The 21,252-nt window shown below is 53.4% G+C and carries 20 protein-coding genes; 3 read left to right on the forward strand and 17 right to left on the reverse strand.

What is annotated here, in order from left to right; genetic code table 11:
• The 5 genes from ACQGQ5_RS09525 to ACQGQ5_RS09545 are packed head-to-tail and all read right to left on the reverse strand — an operon-like array spanning nucleotide 1 to nucleotide 3,720.
• Nucleotides 1-1,116 (reverse strand): DgaE family pyridoxal phosphate-dependent ammonia lyase, encoded by a 1,116-nt coding sequence (locus tag ACQGQ5_RS09525; protein ID WP_455736282.1) that lies wholly within the window; start codon nucleotides 1,114-1,116, stop codon nucleotides 1-3.
• 51 nt (nucleotides 1,117-1,167) lie between these two features.
• Nucleotides 1,168-2,034, reverse strand: coding sequence for a PTS system mannose/fructose/sorbose family transporter subunit IID (locus ACQGQ5_RS09530; protein WP_455736283.1), 867 nt, complete (start codon nucleotides 2,032-2,034; stop codon nucleotides 1,168-1,170).
• A gap of 2 nt (nucleotides 2,035-2,036) precedes the next feature.
• The gene (locus ACQGQ5_RS09535) at nucleotides 2,037-2,783 is read right to left on the reverse strand and encodes a PTS mannose/fructose/sorbose/N-acetylgalactosamine transporter subunit IIC (protein ID WP_455736284.1); all 747 of its coding nucleotides are present in this window, start codon (nucleotides 2,781-2,783) and stop codon (nucleotides 2,037-2,039) included.
• A 21-nt stretch (nucleotides 2,784-2,804) separates the two neighbouring features.
• Nucleotides 2,805-3,299, reverse strand: coding sequence for a PTS system mannose/fructose/N-acetylgalactosamine-transporter subunit IIB (locus tag ACQGQ5_RS09540; protein ID WP_455736285.1), 495 nt, complete (start codon nucleotides 3,297-3,299; stop codon nucleotides 2,805-2,807).
• Complete coding sequence (locus ACQGQ5_RS09545) at nucleotides 3,292-3,720, reverse strand: PTS sugar transporter subunit IIA (RefSeq protein ID WP_455736286.1); 429 nt, start codon at nucleotides 3,718-3,720, stop codon at nucleotides 3,292-3,294. The genes ACQGQ5_RS09540 and ACQGQ5_RS09545 overlap by 8 nt, the downstream gene beginning before the upstream one ends.
• A gap of 326 nt (nucleotides 3,721-4,046) precedes the next feature.
• Between ACQGQ5_RS09545 and ACQGQ5_RS09550 the strand changes: the two genes are divergently transcribed.
• Nucleotides 4,047-4,883 (forward strand): MurR/RpiR family transcriptional regulator, encoded by an 837-nt coding sequence (locus ACQGQ5_RS09550; protein WP_455736287.1) that lies wholly within the window; start codon nucleotides 4,047-4,049, stop codon nucleotides 4,881-4,883.
• Between the two features lie 100 nt (nucleotides 4,884-4,983).
• Here ACQGQ5_RS09550 and ACQGQ5_RS09555 read toward each other — a convergent pair whose 3' ends face one another.
• The 4 genes from ACQGQ5_RS09555 to ACQGQ5_RS09570 all read right to left on the reverse strand — a co-directional run bounded on the left by ACQGQ5_RS09555 (nucleotide 4,984) and on the right by ACQGQ5_RS09570 (nucleotide 10,913).
• A complete protein-coding gene (locus tag ACQGQ5_RS09555; RefSeq protein ID WP_455736288.1) occupies nucleotides 4,984-6,204 on the reverse strand; it encodes an aspartate kinase in 1,221 nt (406 codons plus the stop codon).
• A gap of 32 nt (nucleotides 6,205-6,236) precedes the next feature.
• Nucleotides 6,237-7,133 carry a homoserine kinase gene (gene thrB, locus ACQGQ5_RS09560; protein ID WP_455736289.1) on the reverse strand — a complete coding sequence of 299 codons (897 nt, stop codon included), beginning with the start codon at nucleotides 7,131-7,133 and terminating at the stop codon, nucleotides 6,237-6,239.
• Between the two features lie 34 nt (nucleotides 7,134-7,167).
• Nucleotides 7,168-8,412, reverse strand: coding sequence for a homoserine dehydrogenase (locus ACQGQ5_RS09565; RefSeq protein WP_455736290.1), 1,245 nt, complete (start codon nucleotides 8,410-8,412; stop codon nucleotides 7,168-7,170).
• A 149-nt stretch (nucleotides 8,413-8,561) separates the two neighbouring features.
• On the reverse strand, nucleotides 8,562-10,913 hold the full coding sequence (locus tag ACQGQ5_RS09570; RefSeq protein WP_455736291.1) for a transglycosylase domain-containing protein: 2,352 nt from the start codon (nucleotides 10,911-10,913) through the stop codon (nucleotides 8,562-8,564).
• A gap of 266 nt (nucleotides 10,914-11,179) precedes the next feature.
• On the opposite strand from ACQGQ5_RS09570, the gene ACQGQ5_RS09575 reads away from it, so the two are divergent.
• Nucleotides 11,180-11,392, forward strand: coding sequence for a BofC C-terminal domain-containing protein (locus ACQGQ5_RS09575; RefSeq protein ID WP_275714276.1), 213 nt, complete (start codon nucleotides 11,180-11,182; stop codon nucleotides 11,390-11,392).
• A 73-nt stretch (nucleotides 11,393-11,465) separates the two neighbouring features.
• On the forward strand, nucleotides 11,466-12,110 hold the full coding sequence (udk, locus tag ACQGQ5_RS09580; protein WP_455736292.1) for a uridine kinase: 645 nt from the start codon (nucleotides 11,466-11,468) through the stop codon (nucleotides 12,108-12,110).
• Nucleotides 12,111-12,161: 51 nt separating this feature from the next.
• On the opposite strand, the gene ACQGQ5_RS09585 is transcribed toward udk, so the two are convergent.
• The 8 genes from ACQGQ5_RS09585 to ACQGQ5_RS09620 form a co-directional block, all read right to left on the reverse strand.
• Nucleotides 12,162-13,421 (reverse strand): hypothetical protein, encoded by a 1,260-nt coding sequence (locus ACQGQ5_RS09585; protein WP_455736293.1) that lies wholly within the window; start codon nucleotides 13,419-13,421, stop codon nucleotides 12,162-12,164.
• Nucleotides 13,422-13,444: 23 nt separating this feature from the next.
• Entirely contained in the window at nucleotides 13,445-14,626 is a 1,182-nt protein-coding gene (locus tag ACQGQ5_RS09590; RefSeq protein ID WP_455736294.1) for a glycosyltransferase, read from the reverse strand.
• A complete protein-coding gene (locus ACQGQ5_RS09595; protein WP_455736295.1) occupies nucleotides 14,623-15,843 on the reverse strand; it encodes a glycosyltransferase in 1,221 nt (406 codons plus the stop codon). Before ACQGQ5_RS09595 ends, ACQGQ5_RS09590 begins: the two co-directional genes overlap by 4 nt.
• Nucleotides 15,840-17,369: an O-antigen polysaccharide polymerase Wzy family protein gene (locus tag ACQGQ5_RS09600; RefSeq protein ID WP_455736296.1), complete on the reverse strand. Its 1,530-nt coding sequence runs from the start codon at nucleotides 17,367-17,369 to the stop codon at nucleotides 15,840-15,842. Before ACQGQ5_RS09600 ends, ACQGQ5_RS09595 begins: the two co-directional genes overlap by 4 nt.
• Before the next feature lie 60 nt (nucleotides 17,370-17,429).
• The gene (locus ACQGQ5_RS09605; protein ID WP_455736297.1) at nucleotides 17,430-19,190 is read right to left on the reverse strand and encodes an Rqc2 family fibronectin-binding protein; all 1,761 of its coding nucleotides are present in this window, start codon (nucleotides 19,188-19,190) and stop codon (nucleotides 17,430-17,432) included.
• Between the two features lie 24 nt (nucleotides 19,191-19,214).
• Nucleotides 19,215-19,985 carry a Nif3-like dinuclear metal center hexameric protein gene (locus ACQGQ5_RS09610; RefSeq protein ID WP_455736298.1) on the reverse strand — a complete coding sequence of 257 codons (771 nt, stop codon included), beginning with the start codon at nucleotides 19,983-19,985 and terminating at the stop codon, nucleotides 19,215-19,217.
• A 1-nt stretch (nucleotide 19,986) separates the two neighbouring features.
• Complete coding sequence (locus ACQGQ5_RS09615; RefSeq protein ID WP_455736299.1) at nucleotides 19,987-20,802, reverse strand: class I SAM-dependent methyltransferase; 816 nt, start codon at nucleotides 20,800-20,802, stop codon at nucleotides 19,987-19,989.
• Between the two features lie 68 nt (nucleotides 20,803-20,870).
• On the reverse strand, nucleotides 20,871-21,074 hold the full coding sequence (locus tag ACQGQ5_RS09620) for a DUF1858 domain-containing protein (RefSeq protein ID WP_455736300.1): 204 nt from the start codon (nucleotides 21,072-21,074) through the stop codon (nucleotides 20,871-20,873).
• Nucleotides 21,075-21,252: the final 178 nt, after the last annotated feature.

The raw sequence follows: 21,252 nt of genomic DNA on the forward strand, positions 1-21,252 counted from the left end.
TTAATCTCCTTTGCTAAGACGTTTCATACTGTTGTAGATTGTTTCCAGCTCCTGCGCGGAACGCAGCGGACGGGGGTCAATGGCAATCGAGCCTAAATTCGCCTGATAATCGCGGGTGTAAATGGCCGGATTCCCTTTTTTCAGCTTTTCCACAACCTCTTCGGCACTGAGGCCGAACTCTTCCCCAAACGTAATCTTGCACCGGTAAATCAGCCGTCCCGCCTCGTCCTGTACAATCTGCGTCCGGCATCCGGGGATGGAGCTTATTTTTTCGGCAAACTCTTTGAGCTGCTCCAGATTGACCGCGGGCTGGTGCTCGCCGGCAAGATATTCTTCCATGGCTTTGAGCAGGCCCATGATATTTTCTTTGCCCACCTTCATGGCCCGCCCGATTCCTTTATACTGCAGGCGCATATTGGCGGCAAGCTCTTCCGTTTTGCAGACAACCAGCCCGCTGGTGGGGCCCTCGATCGCCTTGGCCCCGCTGTAGCAGACAAAATCTGCACCCAAACGGTTGTAAAGGCTTAAATCTTCCTCCGCGGCAGCGTCCACAATGCAGGGAATCCCCAGCGAGTTTGCCAATTCGATTGCCGAACGGGCATCCACCATTTCTTTCTGTACACAGTGATGCGATTTCACGAATAAGACCGCCAGCGTTTTTTCATTGACCGCGGAGCGGATATCGCCCAGGGTGGATTTGTTGGCGTATCCAACCTCCACCACTTTTCCGCCGCCGATCTGGATCATCTCGCCGACCGGCGCGCCGAAGTCCACATTCTGCCCTTTCAGCAGGATAACCTCCCGGCGTTGCGTGTCGGGGAGAAGCTCATACAGATGCTGCACCCTTTCCAGACTGTCTTTGCAGATCAGGGAGGCGACCGAAAGCGCGATGCCCGCCGAGGCGCTGGAGGTAACGCACGCATCCTGTACGCCGACCATGGAGCCGATTTTCTTCCCGGCATATCTCATCAGGTCTTCTATAACGACATAGTGGCCGGCCGCTTCGGCGACCGCCCGGCCCACCGCTTCGGAAACCGTGGATACTCCCAGAATGGTCATGCGACCGGAAGCGTTGATCACCTCCTGCAGTCCGTTTTGAGTGTAAATATTTGCCATGATATCAGTTTCCCTTCTTTAATGCTTTCGTCCTTTGTATTGCGGCGTCCTTTACAGGATCCCCAGGAAGGCCGCGGCAACGGAGACCACGACGATCGTTCCCAGAATCAGGTTGTAGCGGGGGCCGCGCTTTTTCAGATAGAAATAGATGAGAAATACCGCAAGCAGCGGCAGAAGGCCGGGAACGATCAGATTCAAAATATCCTGAAGTACAATTTTATTTCCGCTCGAGAACACAAAGGTCAGCGGAGTGGAAATCTTCACGTAGCTTGCCGAAAGCGCGCCCATCATGGTAAGCCCGATGACGTTGGCGCTGAAAATAATGGACTGCATCTTTCCGCCGTTCAAAAGGGAGGTTACAGATTTCTTTCCGAGTGTGTAGCCCTGATGAATCAGAACATACGAAACGCCGATCGTGATCAGCGGATAAAGGATCAGCGGAAGCAGCCCGCCCATCGGCGAACCGTTGGAAGCAAAGGGCAGGAAAATGGAAATGAGGATCGGCATGAGCGCCGCCCAGATAATGGCGTCGCCGATACCGGCAATCGGGCCCATCAGGCCGGTTTTCAGACCGGTAATCGCGTCGTCCGTCACATCTTTGCCGTTCGCTTTTTCTTCTTCCATCATAATCGCGATTCCCTGGATGACCGCGCCGAACGTACCCTCCGTGTTGAAAAACACCAGATGGCGTTTGAGCGCTTTGCTGAGCTCCTCGTCCGTGTCATACAGCTTTTTCAGCACGGGAGTCATGGAAGCGCAGAAGATCAGGCTTTGTAAACGTTCATAGGAATTGGACAGCTCCGCGCCGAGGTAGTAAATCCACATCGCCTTGGTGATGTCTTTTTTCTCCAGGCGGCTGGTTTTCTTCTCGTCGGGCTCTTTCAGGGCCTCTGTTTGTACCGTCGTCATATTGTCCATTTTTACGCCTCCTCCTTAATCTTGAACAGGTTCAGCAGCAAAGCAGTGCAAATTGCAAAGATTGCCATTGCCATGGTGTCCAGTTTCAGATACTGCACGGCGAAAAAGCCGATGATGAAAAAGGGCAGCAGCTTCTTTTTGCCGATCACCATCAAGGTAATCGCGAAGCCCAGTGCCGGAAGAATTCCACCCATGACCTCGAATGAGTGCATCAGCCAGGCGGGAACAACGGTCATAAGTGTTTTGACCGCGTCGACACCGAGATAATCGATCACAAACACGATTGGAAAACGGATGACAAATCCGAGCAAGGCCGGAAACAGGAACGCAGCCAGCAGGATCCCCTTTGTGTTGGCCTGCTCCGCGTAACGGTCTGCCATATGTACCCAGATGGCGTTGGTGGAACGGCGGAGCTGGTCGACGAAGACGCCCAGAACACCGAAGGGAATCGCCAGCGAAATGGCGACCTCCGGTTTCATGTTGGCGAGCACGCCCAGCGGGATCGCCACACAGCCCGCAAGTGCGGGATCGCTGGGAACATTGCCGCCGGGAGTGGAAGTAACCCCTAAATAGACCAGCTGAAGCCCCGCGCCGATCTGCATGGACAACGCCATATTGCCCGTGAGTATGCCGACGAAGATACCGATGACAACGGGCTGGAGCAGCATGGATGAAAAGGTGTAGCCGAGCCGCAGCCGGGAGAACCAGTAATAGATACCCATTGAAATAGCAAGTGGCAAAACGCTCATTGTTGTTTCCTCCTCAAGTATTTAGTTTTGACGATACTTCTTCAAAATTCCTTCCAGGCTCTGGGGAGCATCCTCCGGAATTGTCTGAAAAATGATTTTCACACCTTTCTGCTGCAATTCGGTAAGGATCTCCACATCCGCGTCGTCCAGCGTGATGTTCTGAAAGACCACTTTCCGGTTCGGCGCTCCGCCGAGACCGCCTACCTGAATGTCGGTAACCCGGATGCCTCCGTCATAGACCTCTTTCATTGTCTTGAGATTTGGCAGCAGGAGCAGCACCTTTCCCCCGCCGAATTGGTCCGCATTCCAGTTCTCAATAACATCCTTCAGGGTATAACAGCTCACCTTGACATCCCGCGGCGCGGCAAGAAGATAAATCTCCATCATGAAAGGGTCTTTTGCAAGCTCATCACTGACCACGACGATTTTGTTCGCCCCGGACTGATTGACCCATTTGGTCATGACCTGCCCGTGGATCAGTCTGCTGTCAATTCTGCACAGAACAATTTCAGCCATTTTTTTCCACCTCCTTTTCCTGAAGCGATTTTGTGATCTTTTCGATTACATCTATAACGGAAGTTTTCCCCGTCTCCAAAACAGAGTCGAAGTCTATCCTGCCGTCCTCCATCAGCCCGAGACACGCCTCGATCAGAAGCGGGGCATTCAGCCCGGAAAATACCCGGATGTTTTTTTCCCGCCCTACGAGCGCGCCCGCGTTGGTCGTGGTTCCGCCAAACATATCGGTAAGGATCAGCGACCCGTCGGGCATTGCATCGGCGGCTTCCCGAACAAGCGCAAGATATTCCTGAAAGGTGACCTGTGGTCTCAGCGGCACTTCCTTTACGAAATCAACCGCGCCGATCACCATCCTGACCCCTTCCATCAGGGACATCCCCCACCCTCCGTGAGTCAGCAGTAAAATCTGTGGTTTCCCCATAAAACACTCTCCTAACAGCTAAAAAATCGAACTGTTACATACTTTATGATTCTATAATTATTGTAGTACACTACATTATCCGCGTCAATTCACGAATCAGATAAAAAAATCCCGCTGTTTTTGTAATTTACTACAAACCGATATAATTCGATGTAGGCAAACAAACAAAACTATGATATAATAACAAAACAGTTAAAGTTGGCTGCACAACAAAGTTTTTCGGCGTTCTCAAAAAATACTATTCCCTGTTATGACGCCAAATCAACTGTTAAATGTTGGATTACCGACGCAAAATCCCAATTCAAATAGGGAGGTACCCACCCGCAATGGCAAAAGAAAGCGATTGGTCCAGTCTGATCACACGGATGAACGCAATGTCGAACCAGTTTACAAAGACCGACTGGAAAATTGTCAATTATATTAAAAAGAAAGCGGAAACCTTTCTTGGCTGCAACGCGCAGGAGCTTGCGAAAGCAATCGGCACATCCGACGCGAGTATCATCCGGTTTACCCAGAAGGTGGGTTATTCGGGCCTGAACGAATTCAAATATGTGCTGCAGCAGCAAATTACGGAACCCGCAGCGGAGACCGGGACGGGGGATTACGCCGCGCTGCTGCAGGACAACATGACGCTCCTGAAACTTCTGTATCAAACGGTCAAACCGGAAAATGTGGACCTGCTGCGTAAAAAGATGCTGGCTGCGGAAAGGATTTTTATCGTTGGCCTGGAAATCAATCAGCATGTGGCGGAAATCCTGGCTTTCAAATTCGCGAAACTCGGGCTGCCGATCTGCGCTGTAACAAACTACGACGTACTGAAGGTCTACCGAAAAATTTCCACGCCCCGCGATTTGTTCATCACTATTTCTCTTTCCGGAGAGGATGAGCTGCTCTCGGAAACGCTCGCGGATTTTATTGATAACGGCAGTTATATCGTGCTTTTCTCCAACCATGAAAAATCCCTGTGCGCCGCGTACACGGACCTGCTTTTCCTGATTCCGAAAACGGACCTTCTGTCAAGCTCCAACGTAATCTGCCGTGAAATCCTGCTGCTCCAGCTGGGGGACATGATTTTTCAGAATTTTCTGGCGAAGGACGGCCCTTCCTACAAAACATTCCTGAAAACGGCTTCCTATGCCATTCCTGACAATGAAGACGATTAGCGGAAGGATTCCATACAAAAAAGATCGCTGCCCCTGTGAAGTAAAAGGGACAGCGATCTTTTGGTTCTGTTTCACAATTCCAAAGCACAAAATCCGAACTTTAAGCTTCCATCGCTTCGCTGAAGAATTTATTGTGTACCGCCGTGACGGCCTTATCCGCATCGGAGCGGTCGATCAGGACCGAAATCTTGATTTCACTGGTCGCAATCATCTGAATGTTGATATTTGCTTCAAACAGCGCTTCAAACATCTGAGCGGCCGTGCCGGGATGCGTTTCCATTCCCGCGCCCACAATGGAGACCTTGGCGACATTTTCATCGTACACAACGCTGGTCGCGCCGATCAGCTCCACATAGGGGTTCAGAATGTCGATCGTTTCCTTTAGATTTGCCTGGCTGACCGTAAAGCTGATATCCTTTGTGCCGTTTCTGCCGACGGACTGAAGAATAATGTCCACATTAATATTTTTCGCGGAAAGCTTTGAGAAAATTTTGAAAGCGAGACCCGGTCTGTCAGGTACGCCGATGATTGAAACGCGGGCCACATCCTCGTCTTTCGCAATACCGCTGATCAACATTTTTTCCACTTTCGTTGCCTCCTTAACAATTGTGCCGGGTTGTCTTGTCATACTGGAAAGGACCTCGAGCTGAATCCCGTACTTTTTTGCCATCTCGACCGAACGGTTATTGAGCACCTGCGCGCCCAAAGTCGCAAGCTCCAGCATTTCATCATAGGAGATGTAGGCAAGCTTCCTCGCGTTTTTCACCTTGCGCGGGTCGGCGGTATAAACGCCCTCCACATCCGTAAAGATCTGGCACAGGTCCGCGTTCATTACCGACGCGATGGCGACCGCGCTGGTGTCCGATCCGCCCCTGCCGAGCGTCGTCATGTCGTTGTATCGGTTGATTCCCTGAAAGCCCGTTACAATGACGATATTCCTTTTGTCGAGCTCCTTCTTGATACGGTCGGGCACGATCCGTTTGATTCTCGCGCTGCCGTAGGCCGAGCTGGTATAAAATCCGGCCTGCCACCCCAAAAGCGAGACAACTGGGTAACCCAGCTTTTCAATCGCCATCGCGAGCAGCGACGCGGATATCTGTTCGCCCGAAGTAAGGAGCATATCCATTTCTCTTTTGGAGGCATAGGGATTGATCTCTTTCGCTTTATCGATCAGATCGTCTGTCGTATCGCCCTGTGCGGACACGACGACGACAATGTCGTTGCCCTGTGAATAGGTGTTTGTGACGATGTCCGCCACATTAAAAACGCGTTCCGCATTCGCAACGGAACTGCCGCCGAACTTCTGGACTATAAGGCTCATTCGGTTCCATCCCCCATATTAAAGTAAAAGTATTATTCAATCGATATCTGCGCGCCTTTTGAATCCGTATTTAAAATTTTGATCTCCCAGCCCGTAATCCCCTTTTCCTCCAGATGATTCGCCGCGTATTTTGCAAAGACATCCGTATCGGAGGCATCGATCATGGAGATAATCGTCGGGCCGGCCCCGCTGACATAAGTACCGAGCGAGCCGAGCTCATAGCTCAGGCGGAACACGTCGTCCAGATGATCGATCAGATTGGCCCTGTACGGCTGGTGAATCTTATCCTGCACCGCCACGCGCAGGTTTTCCAGCTTGCCGGAAAAGAGCGAGGCCGCCATCAGCGCGGACCTTGAAAGATTGTAAACGGCGTCGCTTCTCGAATACTCTTTGGGAAGCACGGAGCGCGCCTTCTCTGTTTTCAGTTCAAAAGGCGGAATAAACAAAGCGAACCGGATCTTTTCCGAAACGGGAACGCTCACGCTGTAAACCCTTCCCGCTTCCATGGCGGAGGCGGCAAGGCCGCCTTCGATCGCGGGCGTGGTGTTATCGGGATGCCCTTCGATTTCAGCCGCAAGGTTAATCAGCTCCTGTACCGAAAGAGGGCCTCCCAAAAGGCGGTTCGCGCCCGAAATTCCGGCGACGATGCACGCCGAGCTGCTGCCCAGACCGCGCGCCATCGGGATATTGTTCAGCTGAACGATTTTAAGACCCGGCAATTTGCGGCCGCACCGCTCATAAACCTGCTTTGCGGCCCAGAAAATCAGGTTGCTGTCGTCCGTCGGCACCTGAATATTGTCTTTGCTGGAAATATCAACGGTATCGGATTCTTCCATCCAAACCTGATTGTACAGGTCCAGCGCAATTCCAAGGGAGTCAAAGCCCGATCCAAGGTTCGCGCTGGTAGCCGGTACCTGAATTCTTATCATATCCTATCAACATCCTAATCCTAAAGAAATGAATTTACAGATCCCCTATGCGGATGGTATTCTTTACCGTCACTCCCAGCGGTTCCAGTTCCGCAAGCTTTGCGACGATTTCTTTTTCCCGCATAACCTCCGTCACAAAAGCGATTTCGCCGCGGGCCGGTTTTTTACGGGAAAGCCGCGTAACTCCGCCGAAAATCTGATTGATGTTCTTAAAGGCGAGGTCCTCGTCGTCCGTTTCGGCGCGGACGAACATGGCGACCTCGTTCAGGAGGTAATCCTCCACATAATCCTTTGAACCGTCTTCCCAGTAGAGATATTTTCTGGCTCTGAAATGCTTCACGCAGTCAATGACGTCCGCGACAACCGCGCTTGCGGTCGGGAGCTTTCCGGCGCCCTTTCCGTAAAACACGATATCGCCGGTCGAGTCGCCGCGCACCATAATCCCGTTGAACACGTCGTCAACATTGGCAAGCTGGCTTTCGCGCGGAATAAACATCGGGCAGACAATGACCTGCAGCTTTCCGCTCTCCATCATTTTGACCTGTCCGATCAGTTTGACCACTCCGCCCCAGGCGGCGGCGTACTCCACGTCCGCCAGAGCAATTTTGGTGATGCCCTCGGTGTGCACCTGATCGGGGTAGACGTGCTTGCCATAGGCCAGGGAGGAAAGAATGCAGATTTTGCGGCAGGCGTCCTGCCCCTCCACATCCGCGGCGGGATCGCGCTCCGCATAACCCAGCTTTTGGGCAAGAGCCAGCGTATCCTCAAAAGTCATCTGTTCACGGATCATTTTGGTCAGTATAAAATTGGTGGTACCGTTTAAAATACCCGCGATTTCCACCACGTCGTTTGCCGCAAGGCACTGGCTGATCGGGCGGATAATCGGGATGCCGCCGCCGACACTCGCTTCGAACAGGAAATTCAGGTTGTTTTTCTGCGCGATTTTCAGCAGCTCGGCCCCTTTGGCGGCCACCAGCTCCTTATTGGAGGTAACCACGCTTTTTCCCGCTTCCAGGCAGCGTTTCACATAATCGAAGGCCGGGTTCAGCCCGCCCATCACTTCCACCACGATTTTTACTTCCGGGTCGTTCAGGATGGTATCAAAGGATTTTGTGAATTTGCTTTCAAACGGACTGCCGGGGAATTCACGCAAATCCAGAATATATTTGATATCGATTCGCTCTTTGGAGCGTTTGGCGATATTCTCCGCGTGATTGGTCAAAACCTCCACCACACCGGAGCCGACTACGCCGTATCCCATTACAGCTATTTCTACCATATGTAGCACCCCTTACTATTTCTACTGATCTCCCAAAAAACAGATAAGCACTTTAATAGTTTACCACGTTTCAGTGCGACAATCAATTTACAAATTAACCGAAATGCAGATGCCCGCGAACAGGCATCCGCATGAAAATGACAGAGCAGTCAATCGGCCGCAGCCGCCAAATCCCCCTGGGGACGGCCCGGCTTCGACAGTTTATCCGGGCGGGAATTCTTTGCGGACGACGTATGGGATTCCGGTGTTGTGGAAGACGTCGGAGCTTCCGAGGAAGCGTCGGGGTTTTCGTGCGACTCCCCGCCGCTCGAAACGGCGCTCTCCCCGCTTTCCGTACCGGACTCATCGGAATGGGAAACGACGGAGGAAGCCGACCCGGCGTGGATACCGTCACAGATAGCCGGCATATGGTTCTTGTCGTACCAGCCGATCTGGGTGTCTTTGTCGGCAGTCGGGTTCGCCAAAAGTCCGGTCACCGTGCAGAACCTGGCCGAAACCACGTTGGGATCGTAGGTAAAGGTCAATTTTTCTTTATTTTTCAGATACGACGCCATAATATTCTTCCACGTGGCGGCGGCATAGGTCGTATTGGCCAGATGCGCGGGCGTCAGATAGCCTGTCCAGATACCGGCGACCGCGTAAGGCGTTCCGCCGATGAACCAGCTGTCCTTTTCATCGTTGGTGGTACCCGTTTTGCCGAATACCTCCCACCCGCTGATCGCCGCGCCGCGCCCCGTCCCGTGGGCGCCCGTCACGACATTGTTGAGCAGACGATGCATGATGGACGAGGTGGCGGAGCTGATTGCCTGAACGGAAGTCTGGCTGCGGTTATCCAGAATCACATTGCCGTCGTGGTCGTCCACATGATAAAAGGTATAGGGCTGATAATATTTCCCGCCGTTCGCGAAAATCTGGAAACCGGCCGTCATCTCTCGGACGGTGACGCCTTCGCTCAGGCCGCCGATCGCCATAGGCGCGCGGTTGTTGTCCGCGGGAAGCAGGCTGGTAAAGCCCAGTTTGTCTTTCAGAAAATTGAAGCTGACGTTCGGCGTAATGGCGTTTCCGACCTGCGCCGCGCTGGCGTTGAGGGAACGCTCCAGCGCCCACTCCAGCGGAATGGGGCCCCAGTATTTTCCGCTTGTGTTCCCCGGTCCCCAGTTTTTCGGGCCGGAGCTGCCGTCGCTGAACCAGTTCGGCAGCGGATTGTCATTGACTAAAGAAGAATAATTGTATTTTCCGGATTCTATCGCCGGCCCGTAGACCGCCAGAGGCTTGATGGTGGAACCCGGCTGTCTTTTGGAGTCCGTGGCCAGGCTGAACAGGCGGTTGCTCTTTTTCTCCCCCCTGGAACCCACCGTGGCCAGCACCCGTCCGGAATAGTCCATGGCAAGGTACCCCGCCTGCATCTTGGTGTTGCTTCCGAAGAGCTTGTCCGATTTGAACGTATTTTCCGCAATGCTCTGCAGATCGGTATCCATTGCGGCATAAATCTTCAGTCCGTCATGGTAAATCATATCCACGGCCTTCTCGCTGGAGCAGTTATAGTGCTCCATCAGGCCGCTCTTGACGTCTTCAAACAGGGTATCCACATACCAGTTCCAGATAGGAACGTCGTCCACGACATTCTCGGCTTTTTTCCCCACAAAGGTCATGTGTTCCGATTTTGTCATCGCGGTATTGTACTCCGCGTCCGTAATCATTCCCTGAGTATGCATCTCGTTCAGCACCGTCTGCTGGCGTTCCCTGTTCTGATCGGGATGGACAAGCGGGGAATATTTCGTCGGGTTCTGCGTGATGCCCGCAATCGCGGCACACTCCGCTATATCACAGTCCTGGATATTCTTTCCAAAATAAAGGTTCGCCGCGGCCTGGACGCCGTTGCTGCCGCTGCCGAAGGGAACGACATTGAGATAAGCGGCGAGGATCTCCTCTTTGGTATATCTTTGTTCCAGATTCAAGGCACGGAAGATTTCCTTTACCTTTCTGGTAAGACTCACGTCCTTGTCTCCCGTAATGTTTTTAATCAGCTGCTGGGTAATGGTAGAACCGCCGTAGCTGCTCCCCTTGGAAAACAGCGTAGTCACCGCGCCGGCCGTTCGTATCCAGTCAACGCCCTTATGATCCCAGAAGCGCTTGTCCTCGATCGCGACAATGGCGTCTTTCATGGACTGCGGTATTTTGTCGTAATCCACCCACACCCGGTTTTCACTGCTGTACAGGCTCTGGTACTGGACGGGATTGGAGCTGTCGTCGTTGGGGCCGTTTACATAGATGAAGCTCGTATAATTCAGCTGCAGCTTATGCAGGTCGTAATCGACGGATTCATTGCTCAGGCTGAATACAAAGGAAAGCAGCGAAATAGACACAATGATGCCGGTAATGAATAATATAGTAAAAACGGTGAAAAGACTTTTCCATACGATCCGGCCAACGGACCTGGCTTTGCCGTCTTTTTCTCCGTTTGGGGAGCCGACATATTTATTGATATCGGTTTTTCTCATCGGGAACCACCTCCTTGATAAAAAATGGATTATCGCAACAAAAATGAATAATTTTCCAATATTTTCAAATAATACCTATGAGGTGATGCTATTTGAAAAGAAACTGGATTGTGCTGCTGGGTACAACTGTTATTATAATCGGAATGTTAATGTGGGGTTTTTCTCAAACGAGAATAAACCAAATACCTGAAGTTTCAAGCTCAGATATATTAGATAATTCTACCTCAAATGAGGCTTCAAGTCAAGAAAACAGCGAAATTCCGACCATGGCGAGCCGAAGCAGCAGTGTAAACACCTACACGGTAAAGGAGTATGAAGGGCATATCGGAGTCTTTTACAACAACGAGAGCACTCCCTATCAGGAGATCGACGTCGACGTCGCATCGCTGCCGCAGGCGGATCAGGTGCTTTTAAAAGACGGGATCCGGGTCACGGACGTCGACCGCCTGAACAGTATCATTGAAGATTATGAAAGCTAAAAGAATGCTTTTCGCCGGTTTTTGTGCTATAATTTAAAGCTGTAAAATAACACATTACACACAGGAGGCAGCTATGGATTGTTCACCCTTTGTAATCGGTGTAGCCGGCGGCACCGGTTCAGGAAAAACAACGCTTTCGACGAAGCTGAAACAGGCAATCGCCGACGACGCCATCATTTTATCCCATGATTTTTATTACCGCGCAAATTCCGATATTCCATTCGAACAGCGTGTCAAAATGAATTATGACCATCCCAACGCATTCGATACCGATTTACTGATTGAGGACGTAAAAAAACTCAAAGACGGCCGGGCGATCGACCACCCGGTTTATTCTTTTGTCACCTACACCAGAACCGAAGAAACCGTACACGTGGAGCCGGCGCGCGTGATCATTGTGGAAGGGATCCTGATTTTTGAAAACAAAGACCTCCTGGATTTAATGGATATGAAGCTGTTTGTGGACACGGACGCGGATATACGGCTTCTCCGCCGTCTGACCCGGGACGTGAAAGAACGCGGCCGCAGCCTGGATTCTTTTATGTCCCAGTACATAAATACGGTCAAACCCATGCACGAGCAGTTTGTAGAACCCAGCAAGAAATACGCCGACATCATTATTCCCCAGGGCGGCGAAAACCCCGTCGCCCTGCATATGCTGATCGACCATATCAGGACGCTGATCCGCAAAACGGACAAGCTTCCTATTACCCGTTAACAAAAACGCTCCGCGGATTTTCCGCGGAGCGTTTTTGTTCTGTCTGTCCTTTCAGATATCGGTGGTAACAAAGCCGATGGGATTGCCGCCGCAGGCGTTCAGGCGGTGGAACGAATCCTTGAATTCATGATACGGAGTCGAACCGTATTTCGCGACCATAATCACGGAACCGGCGAGCCTTGCGATATTATCCGCCTCCGGATACCGCACTTCGGAAGGCGTATGGATAATCACATAATCGAACTTTTCGGAAAGCTCCCGGAACAGCCCGGTGAATTTCTCGGAAAACAGTACGTCCGCGGGATTTTGGGATGCTTCCGTGCCGGAAACAAGGCTCAAACCCTTGACGGAAGTCTGTGAAACCGCCTCCTGTGCGGAACAGGTCCCGTTCAAAACGTCCGTCAGGGAATGCTGCGGTTTTACATCCAGCAGCTTACCGATCCCGTTTTCACGGAGGTCCGCGTCAATCAGAAGCGTGGTTTTTCCGGAACAGGCCAGCGCGCCCGCCATCCCGGCCGCCACGGAGGCAGCGCCGTTGTGCTCGCAGACATCGGTGACCAGGAAGCTGGTCTTTCCCTGTGCACAGTGAACCGCCGCGGCACGAAGCTTGCGGAAGCTGTCTTCCTTCTTTTCGCCGCCGCTCTTCTTCGGAACCGTTCCCAGAAGCGCGGTGTCCAGCGCTTCGCTGACATAACGGCTGTTGCGGATGGTCTTGTCCGTCAGCACGACAATAATGCCGTAGCACACGCACACGATAAAGCCGATGACGAGGCCAAGGATGCCGGCCTTGAGCATCGTGGATTTATTGGACTGCGGCTCCGCCGGAATCGCGGGGTTGGCGATCACCGCGGTCAGCTTCGGGGACGGGAACGCGTCGGTAAGCTTTGCCCCCAGCACCCCGGCCGCTGTGTTGGCAATGCGGTCCGCCATGGCGGCGTTTGGGGTTTTCGCGGTCAGCTTGACGACCGGAGCCGTATTCACCTGAACCGCGCCGATCGAAGTAATTTCCTTTTCGTCGATCCCAAGCTTTTCGGCGGTCTGGGAAATCATATCCTTGCCCGCCGCGATGGCGATGGCGGTCTGCACCCTGCTGTTCAGAATGCTGGTGTACTGCAGCCGGTAGTCCGTCTGCGCGTCCTCGGGCACCTCACAGGAAATGATCATGGTGGTATCGCAGGTGTATTCATTGTGGACAAATTTGAGGGGCATCAGCCCGAACACAATTCCAAAGGCGGCGACGACGACGACAAATTTCAGGATGCTCCTCTTAAAATATTCCAGTATTTCTGAAAAGCTTACGAAAAGTTCCATATTTAACCTCCAAATATCGTTGATCAATCTATATTCATTGAAGCTCCCGCAAAAGTAAGGACCTGCTTCATAATGGTTTTCCAGTCGTAATTTTTCTCCGCGAATTCGCGTTCCTTTCGCGCTATGGACGGGTCCCTGCGGCAATTCCGGACAAATTCGATGACGGCGTCCATATCCACCGCCGTCCCGTCGTTCGGCAGCCTGAGCGCAAACGGCGTATCGCTCCCGATTTTTGAATCGTCGTAGGCATACAGGAAGGGCAGTGCCGCGGCGCAGTATTCGCGCGCTTTTAAGGAAAAGCAGGCGGTCAGCCCCCTGCGGTAACAGCCGAGAGAGGATACCCCCACGTCGACCGTCTGATAAATATCGGAAAGCTCCCTGCCTTTTTTAAAGCCGCAGAACGTCACGTCTTCGGTCAGGCCAAGCCTGTCCACCAGCGCGCGGAATTCGGGCATCTCCGTGGCGTCGCCGCCGACCAGCACAAATTTCAGCGCGGGCGCGCCGTCCGGTTTTTTCTTTTTGTACTGGCTCATTCCCTCAAGGACCCGGTCGTAGCCCTGCCACCACAGGGTACCGGCAACCCCGAGAAACACAATGTCCTTATCGACGTCCCCGCAGTGTGGGACGGGCGATATCCCGTCGATGTTGATGCCGTTGTCCCCGTTCATGGCTTTGACTCCGAAAAACGAGTCCGCCCGGTTTCCGTACAGCACCACCGCGTCCGCATACCGTTTCAGCCTTCTGCCCGACAGACGGTCGTCCGCCGCCGTTACGGCCACCTTCGCGGCGGTCACGGCACGGGTTTTGAGCGTTTTGGCATACCGGATATTGCGGACATAATCCCCCAGATAAGGATAATTCGGGATTTCGGCCACAATGGTTTTTACCCGGTTTTCCCGCGCGGTTCTGCAGATTCCAAGCATGTCAAAGCTGACGCGGTCAAGGCGCAGATACAGGACGTCGAAGCTGTGCTTTCGGACATATTCAAGGGCGATCTGCGTAAGCTGCTTCATGATTCCGCCGGAGGAATCAAAGCCGCTTTTCTGCGGCTCGGCGCCGAAGAACTGAAACATGCTCCCCTGCCACATGGAATAGGTCACCTGATAGCCCAGCTTCTCAAACGCGCCGACCTGGCCCTCGATTTTATTTTTCACACCCAGATACAGCGGAGCATCCTCCTGAAAAGTAAGATACAGCAGTTTCATTGACTGATCTCCTTGTAAAAGTTCCGGTAGTTTTTCTGCGCGTTGAATTTTTCGGCCCATATTCCGCGCGCATTCCGGCACAGGCGGTCATACTCCTCATCCGGCAGTTCTTTCAGCTTCTTCAGCCGGGACAGCAGCTCTTCCGGTGAAAAATCCGACGGGAGCAAATAGCCGTTTTCCCCGTCGTACACCGCTTCCCGGGTTCCGCCGACATCCGTGGCGATCACGGGAACGCCGAAGGAGCAGATTTCCATAATGGAAACCGGGATCCCCTCGCTGGCGCTTACATTGACAAAGGCGGAAAGGTCATGGGAACGGTAATAATCCATAATGGCGGCGTTGTCCATCTGTCCCTTCCATTCCGTACGGACACAGTCCGGCAGCTTCGACGCCATCCCTTCGATTTCCCCGCGCAGCGGCCCGGAGCCGATATGCGTCCAAAGAATCGGAAAATCCGCTTTTTCCAGCGCCTGCGCAATCAGGTGCAGACGTTTGACCGGGGCTATGAAAGAGCAGGATACGATATGCAGCCCGTTTTCTCTGGCGCCGTGCTTTTCGCCGTGGTCGGCCGTCCCCAGAAAAGCGGGCGCTATTTTTTCCGCGTACCGGGGATACCGTTTTTGAAGGTACTCCGCTCCGGAAGCGGAACAGGGCAGCACTCGGTCGATCCGCTCCAGCAAAAACTCCCTCATCGGAAGATAATTCATCTTCGCAAACTCACTGTAAAGGTCAAAGCGGTGGGCGCGGGAAATCTGTTTCACCTTTTTTCCCCGCCGCTTCAACTCCTGCGCAAGCAGCGCTCCCGCGGCCGCGGCGTCAAACAGCCAATAGCTGTAGATGGTGACTTCATCGGCAGAGGCAAGCTCCGGGAGCTGTGCCAGCGCCGTATCAATCTCGCAGGCGCGCTTCATAAAGAAAAGCATTTCATGCGCCCTTTGCGGGGTAAATGTCCCGGACTTCATCATACCGAGCAGTTCTGCCCATATAAAAGGCCTGAGCATCAGCCCGGCGTAGGCCGACTTCCCGCCCGGAACCGTTTTGAGCGGAACACAGGAGATAAAATCGGGCAGCTTCTTTGTAACGGCGGAATCCGGTTTCAGGTTGCAGGGACAGATCAGTACCCGGTCGTATCCGCTGATATAATTGACCTCATTGAGCAAAAACTCTTCCCCGTTGTCGTACGGAAACGAGGAGGTAAGCAGCAAAAGCAGCTTCATGGCTGTTCCTCCCATGTCAACCATCCGCCCCGGGCGTGGGAAAGCGAGCGCGCGTGCGTCCCTTTCGCAATCAGCAGCGCCGCAAGGTAGATCCCCACAAAGAAGCAGATATAGGTGATGTTAAAAACCTCGGTAACCCACAGAAACGCAAAGTTGCGCGGAATATATACGAAGTTTTTCAGGGCGAGCAGCCCGAAGGCAATGGTCACCCAGGAACGGGTCAGCAGGGAAGAGAAAAAGCGGAAGATGACGCCGATCATCGCGCTGACCAGGACGACCCCTAAAATGCCGTAGGCGACATAGGCCTCGGCTACATAGGAGGTGCCGAAGCCGCCCCCGCTCAGGTAACGGTCCGGATCGACCATAAAGGTCAGGGCATGTCCGAAATTATGGGTGGTGCGGACAAATTCCGTGTTCTGCACCTCGATAATCGGGGTCAGGCCGAACAGGGTTTTCGTAACAATATTATTATGGACGAACAGTTCAAACGGATAGAATAAATACCAGTAGGCTGTGGAAGGGTTGAACAGGTCGATATGGTTGACCGTCTGGACAACGACGCGAAAGCTTGCCCCCTGGGAATCGACAAAGCTGACGAGCATTTCTCCCAGTCCCCTGTCCGTGTCCAGGCCCGCGCGAATCAGCGCCAGAAGCTGAAGCAGGTACACGGCGGCAACTCCGAACACGCCCCCGTAGGCAACCGTTCTTTTTTTCAGAACCCTTTTCTCTTTTTCCAGCATCGAGTCCCGCAGGACAAAATAGGCGATCAGCATCAGCGCTTCCGTTACGATCGTATTTCTCCGTCCCGTCAGAAGGGACGCGAGCATGTAGGCCCCGTAGACGGCCAGCGGCAGCTTCATCTGCTTTTTATTGGGCAGAGTGGCAAGAAAAACCGCAAACGCCGGGACAAAAAACATGGAAAGGCGGCTGACGGCGGAAGGAATGCTGGCCGTATTGGTGTAAGAGCTGAGATATCCGTTTTTCAATACCGCCAGACCCGAAGTGAACAGGAGATAGAAAAATGGAATGGAGCTGATGTACAGCACAACCGCGCTGATCTGGCGGATAATGGGATTCAGGTCGTTCCGGGTGACGGCGTGGATTCCTTTTGTCCGTATCGCGGATTCCAGGCGGTAAAAAAAAGGTCCCACGGCACGGTAAACCGCGTAAACGCAAAAAAGCGACAGCGCGACAATCTGGAGGGACTGAAACAGCTTCGGAAAATCGTCCGCCTCCAAAAGCGTCAGCAGCTTATGGTGATAACCGAACCAGGAGGTATACACACGCCCCAAAAGGAGGATGTTGTAGGCCCCCACAAAGATCAGTAACGCAAAATCGCGCCTGATATGGACAATCAGGCTGCTGATAATCGCAATATTCATCATGATGACCGCAAAAAACAGGACGTCGACCGCCGTTTCCGCCCTGCCGAAAACGGTCATCAGATTGGCGGCGAACATCAGCAATATCGTAATTCCAAAAAGGATGGTATCTCTCAGAAAATCGGATGTTTTTATTTTAAGCATCGGCACACTTCCCAAATAGATTATTGGTTATTATAACATGAATCCTATATTTTTACCAATTTAATTTGCTTTGCGGCTGTCTGTAAACGCAGCATCCGGGGTAACGTAAACGGTTTTATAGTTCACATAAATAACCATGCCGGGCTTTGCGCCCTGCGGCTTGCTGACATTGCGCACCTCCGTATAATCCACGGGGACCTTGGAGGACTCTTTCCCCCTGCTGTGGAAAGCCGCCAGCATGGCCGCTTCGTAAATCGCGGTTTCCGTCGCCGAGCGCCCCTGCGCAGAAAGGATGGTGTGGGAACCGGGAATGTTTTTCGCGTGGAACCAGAGATCGTTGTTATTGGCCTGCTTCATCGTCAGATGGTCGTTCTGCCGGTTATTGCGCCCCACCAGAACGGGAAATCCGTCCGAGGAAACAAATTCCAGGGGGCCCATGGCCGCGGGCTGCTTCCGGCGGCCTTTCGGCGCGCGGATATAGCCCTGTTCGATCAGTTCGGCGCGGATTTCGGAAAGGTCGCGTTCCGTCGCCGCCCGGCTGAGCTCCTCAAACACGGTGTCGATATAGCCGAGCTCCTGCTGGGCCTGCTGAAGCTGAGCGGTCAGCATCTCCTCGGCGGTACGCGCCTTGCGGTATTCCTTATAATATTTCTGCGCGTTCTGGGAAGCGGAAAGCGCGGGATTCAGCTTGACCTTGACCAGAGGCATCGACTCCTCGTAAAAATTCTGCAGTTCAACCATCGCCGAGCCTTTGGGGATATTGTACAGATTGGCGTTGATCAGGTCGCCGCAGATCCTCAGGTCGTCGCGCTCCGCGCAGTGCGCAAGCTCCGCCCGCTGCAGGTTCATCTTCCGGCTGAGACGGTCGGAGGTGGTGGTCAGAACGCGCAGCAAATCCTGCGAACGCACCCGCATGCGGTCAATCCGGTCGCGCTCGTCGTAAAACGCGTCCAGAAGGGTGGAAAAATCATCGTACGGTTTCACAACCGCGGTCAGACCGTACTGCTCAATATTCATAAAAGAGAAATCCATTGGCTTCTGGACGGGGCTTGCCACCATGTGCGGCGTTCCGTCCACATTTTTGACCGTATCCGCCATTCTGCCTAAAAAGAACGCAAGCCGTTCCCACTGCTGAACGGACATCGATTTCGTGCTGATGTCGCTGCCGTGGCCGGTCAGATGTTCCAGTTCGCGGCAGACGATCGGGGAAACCCCCTGCAGCGTATTTAAAATGGCTTTTGAAAGCTCCGTATCCGAGGGGATCCGCTGAATTCTTTCGATTATTTCAGGAACGGAGGCCGTTAAAAGGCACAGCTTGTCCTGCGGCGGCGGCAGCTGATACGTCAGTCCCGGCAGCACCAGGCGTTCGGAAGACATTTCCGCGTCCACCCGTTTGAGGGCGTCGATGATTTTTCCCGTTTCGTCGACAAAAATAATATTGCTGTAGCGTCCCATGATCTCCATGACCAGCGTCAGGCGGATCTCGTCGCCCAGCTCGCTGACCGTGTCAAAATCCAGGCAGAGCATCCGTTCCAGTCCGGGCTGACGAACCGCCGCAAGGCGCGCCCCGGCCAGCCTTTTGCGCAGCAGCATACAGAGCATCGGCGGGACCTTCGGGTTTTCCGGGACAAAGCGCGTAAAATGGATCCTGGCGCTGTTGGCCCTTGCGGACATCAGCAGCTTCAGGGTTTCCCTGTACGTGCGCAGGGAAAGAACCATTTCCTCCCTGTTCGGCTGGTAGATCTTATCCACCCTTGCGCCGATCGCGCTTTCCTCTATTTCTTTTTTGATATGATGTAAAAATGCTCCGTCAAGAGCCATTGATATTCCTCCCGTATATGCGCATTACAGATATTTTGCAGGGCTGTGCATCCGCTTTGACTCAAAGAAGGCAACGTCGGGGAATTTTATTTTCAGCTTCACCGCAAGCGGTAAAATCACGGGATTTTCCGTATAAAAATGCCCGGCGTCAACCAGGGTCACCCCCATGTTTTCGGCATCCAGCAAAATATTGTGCTTGCTTTCCCCGGTCACGAACGCCTGACAGCCGGCCTGCGCCGCGGCGTAGACCAAATCCGCGCCGCCGCCGCTGCAAAGACCCACGCGCGTGATCGTACGTTTTCCGTCCGTAAAGCGCAGCCCGTCGCAGCCCAGCGCTTCCTTGACAAACCGGGCGAAGGCTTCCGGCGTGTATTCGCAGCCGGTTTCCCCCTCCAGCGCCTCGGGCAGACCGGAATCCTCATATTCCCTGAGCGTACCCACATTCCGGAGCCTCAGCCGCTCCGCCAGGCGGGTGTTCACCCCGCCCGCCGCCATGTCGAGGTTGGTGTGGGCGCAGATTGCCGCGATGCCGTATTGGGCCAGCAGATAAGGCGCGGAATCCGCGGAAAGGCTTTTCAGCGGATGAAAAATGACCGGATGATGGCTGACAATCAGTTCCGCCCCGAGTTCATGGGCCTCCTGAACGACCGCGGGCGTAATATCCAGCGACAAAACCGCCGAAGACACCCCGGCTTCCCTGTTTCCAACCAGCAAACCGGGATTGTCGAAGCTCATCGCCGACCGAAACGGCGCAAAGCTGTCAATGTAATCATAAATCTCGCCAACGGAAACCATATTACCGCTCCTTTTGCATTTTTATTTTGATTTGTTCCGCCGTACGGATCAGCGCGGCGGCTTCTTCCTGCCGGCCGGAAACGGACAGTCCCCCGGCCTTTTTTTCAAGCCGGGCAATCACCTTGCGCATGTACGCGCGGTTGTCCTCCGTCGAGGCGTCCAGCTTCCCGATATAGGGGTACAGGCTGTCCGTACCGGCTTTTTCGGGAGCATACCGTACCTGCATGGCCGAATAAGCGTGGCCGTCTTCCACAGCCGCCTGTTCCCGCAGAACCGCAAAACCCTGCCGCGCAAGAAATTCACGCAGCTGGGGAACCGACGTCATCGGCTGTAAGATCAGCCTTTTTTTCCCGTCCCGAAGCCAGGGCGCGTTTTGAATGATCCGGATCATCATTTCGCCGCCCATTCCGGCGATGACGATATCGTCCGCCTCCACGGAAAAAATCGCTTCCAGCCCGTCGGACAGGCGCGTGGAAACAAGCTCTTCCACACGGTAGCGGCGGATATTCTGCTGCGCGGACTGAAGCGGCCCCGGGCGGATATCCGCCGCAATGGCGCGGGAAACCAGCCCCTGCTTCGCAAGCCAGATCGGCAGGTACGCGTGGTCGGTGCCGATGTCCGCCAGGGCCGTACCCGGCCGGACCATGGAGGCGCAGAGCTGAAGCCTGCCGCCCAAAGTAAATAAAGGATGAAGTCCCATCGGCACACCCCTTTGTAAAGTGAATTCGCCGGCTTCCCCACGGACAGAAACGCCCGCACGGCTTCCCATCGGTGCAGGAGAAAACCGGGACAGGGGAACGGCAGCCCCAAAAAGCACGCGCCGTCCCCCATACTTAAGAACCGCCCGGCAATCAAGTTGCCGGGCGGCCTTGTTCAGAAATTCTTTTATTTAGACGCGATGTGATCGTTCAGCTTTTTCAGCATTGCGTCCGGATCCACGCCGTGAACCAGGCACGCCTGCTCAAGGGTTTCTCCGCGGGAAGCGGGGCAGCCCAGACAATGCATGCCCATTTCCATGAAATAAGGCGCCGTGGTTTCGTCAATATCAAGAATATCACCAATAATGGTATCTTTCGTAATTGCAGCCATTGTTAGAATCCTCCAGCTTTTTAAATAGATTTCATGTATATTATAATACCCGTGTCCAAGCTTTGCAATACATTTCTGATTTGGAGAAAATAAAATACCCCGGAAATCAATCCGGGGTACCTGGTCACGAATAAGAAATATTAGGCTATATGCTTATTCTTCCCTCATCTTTGCAAAG

This window comes from Caproiciproducens sp. (assembly GCF_053840905.1).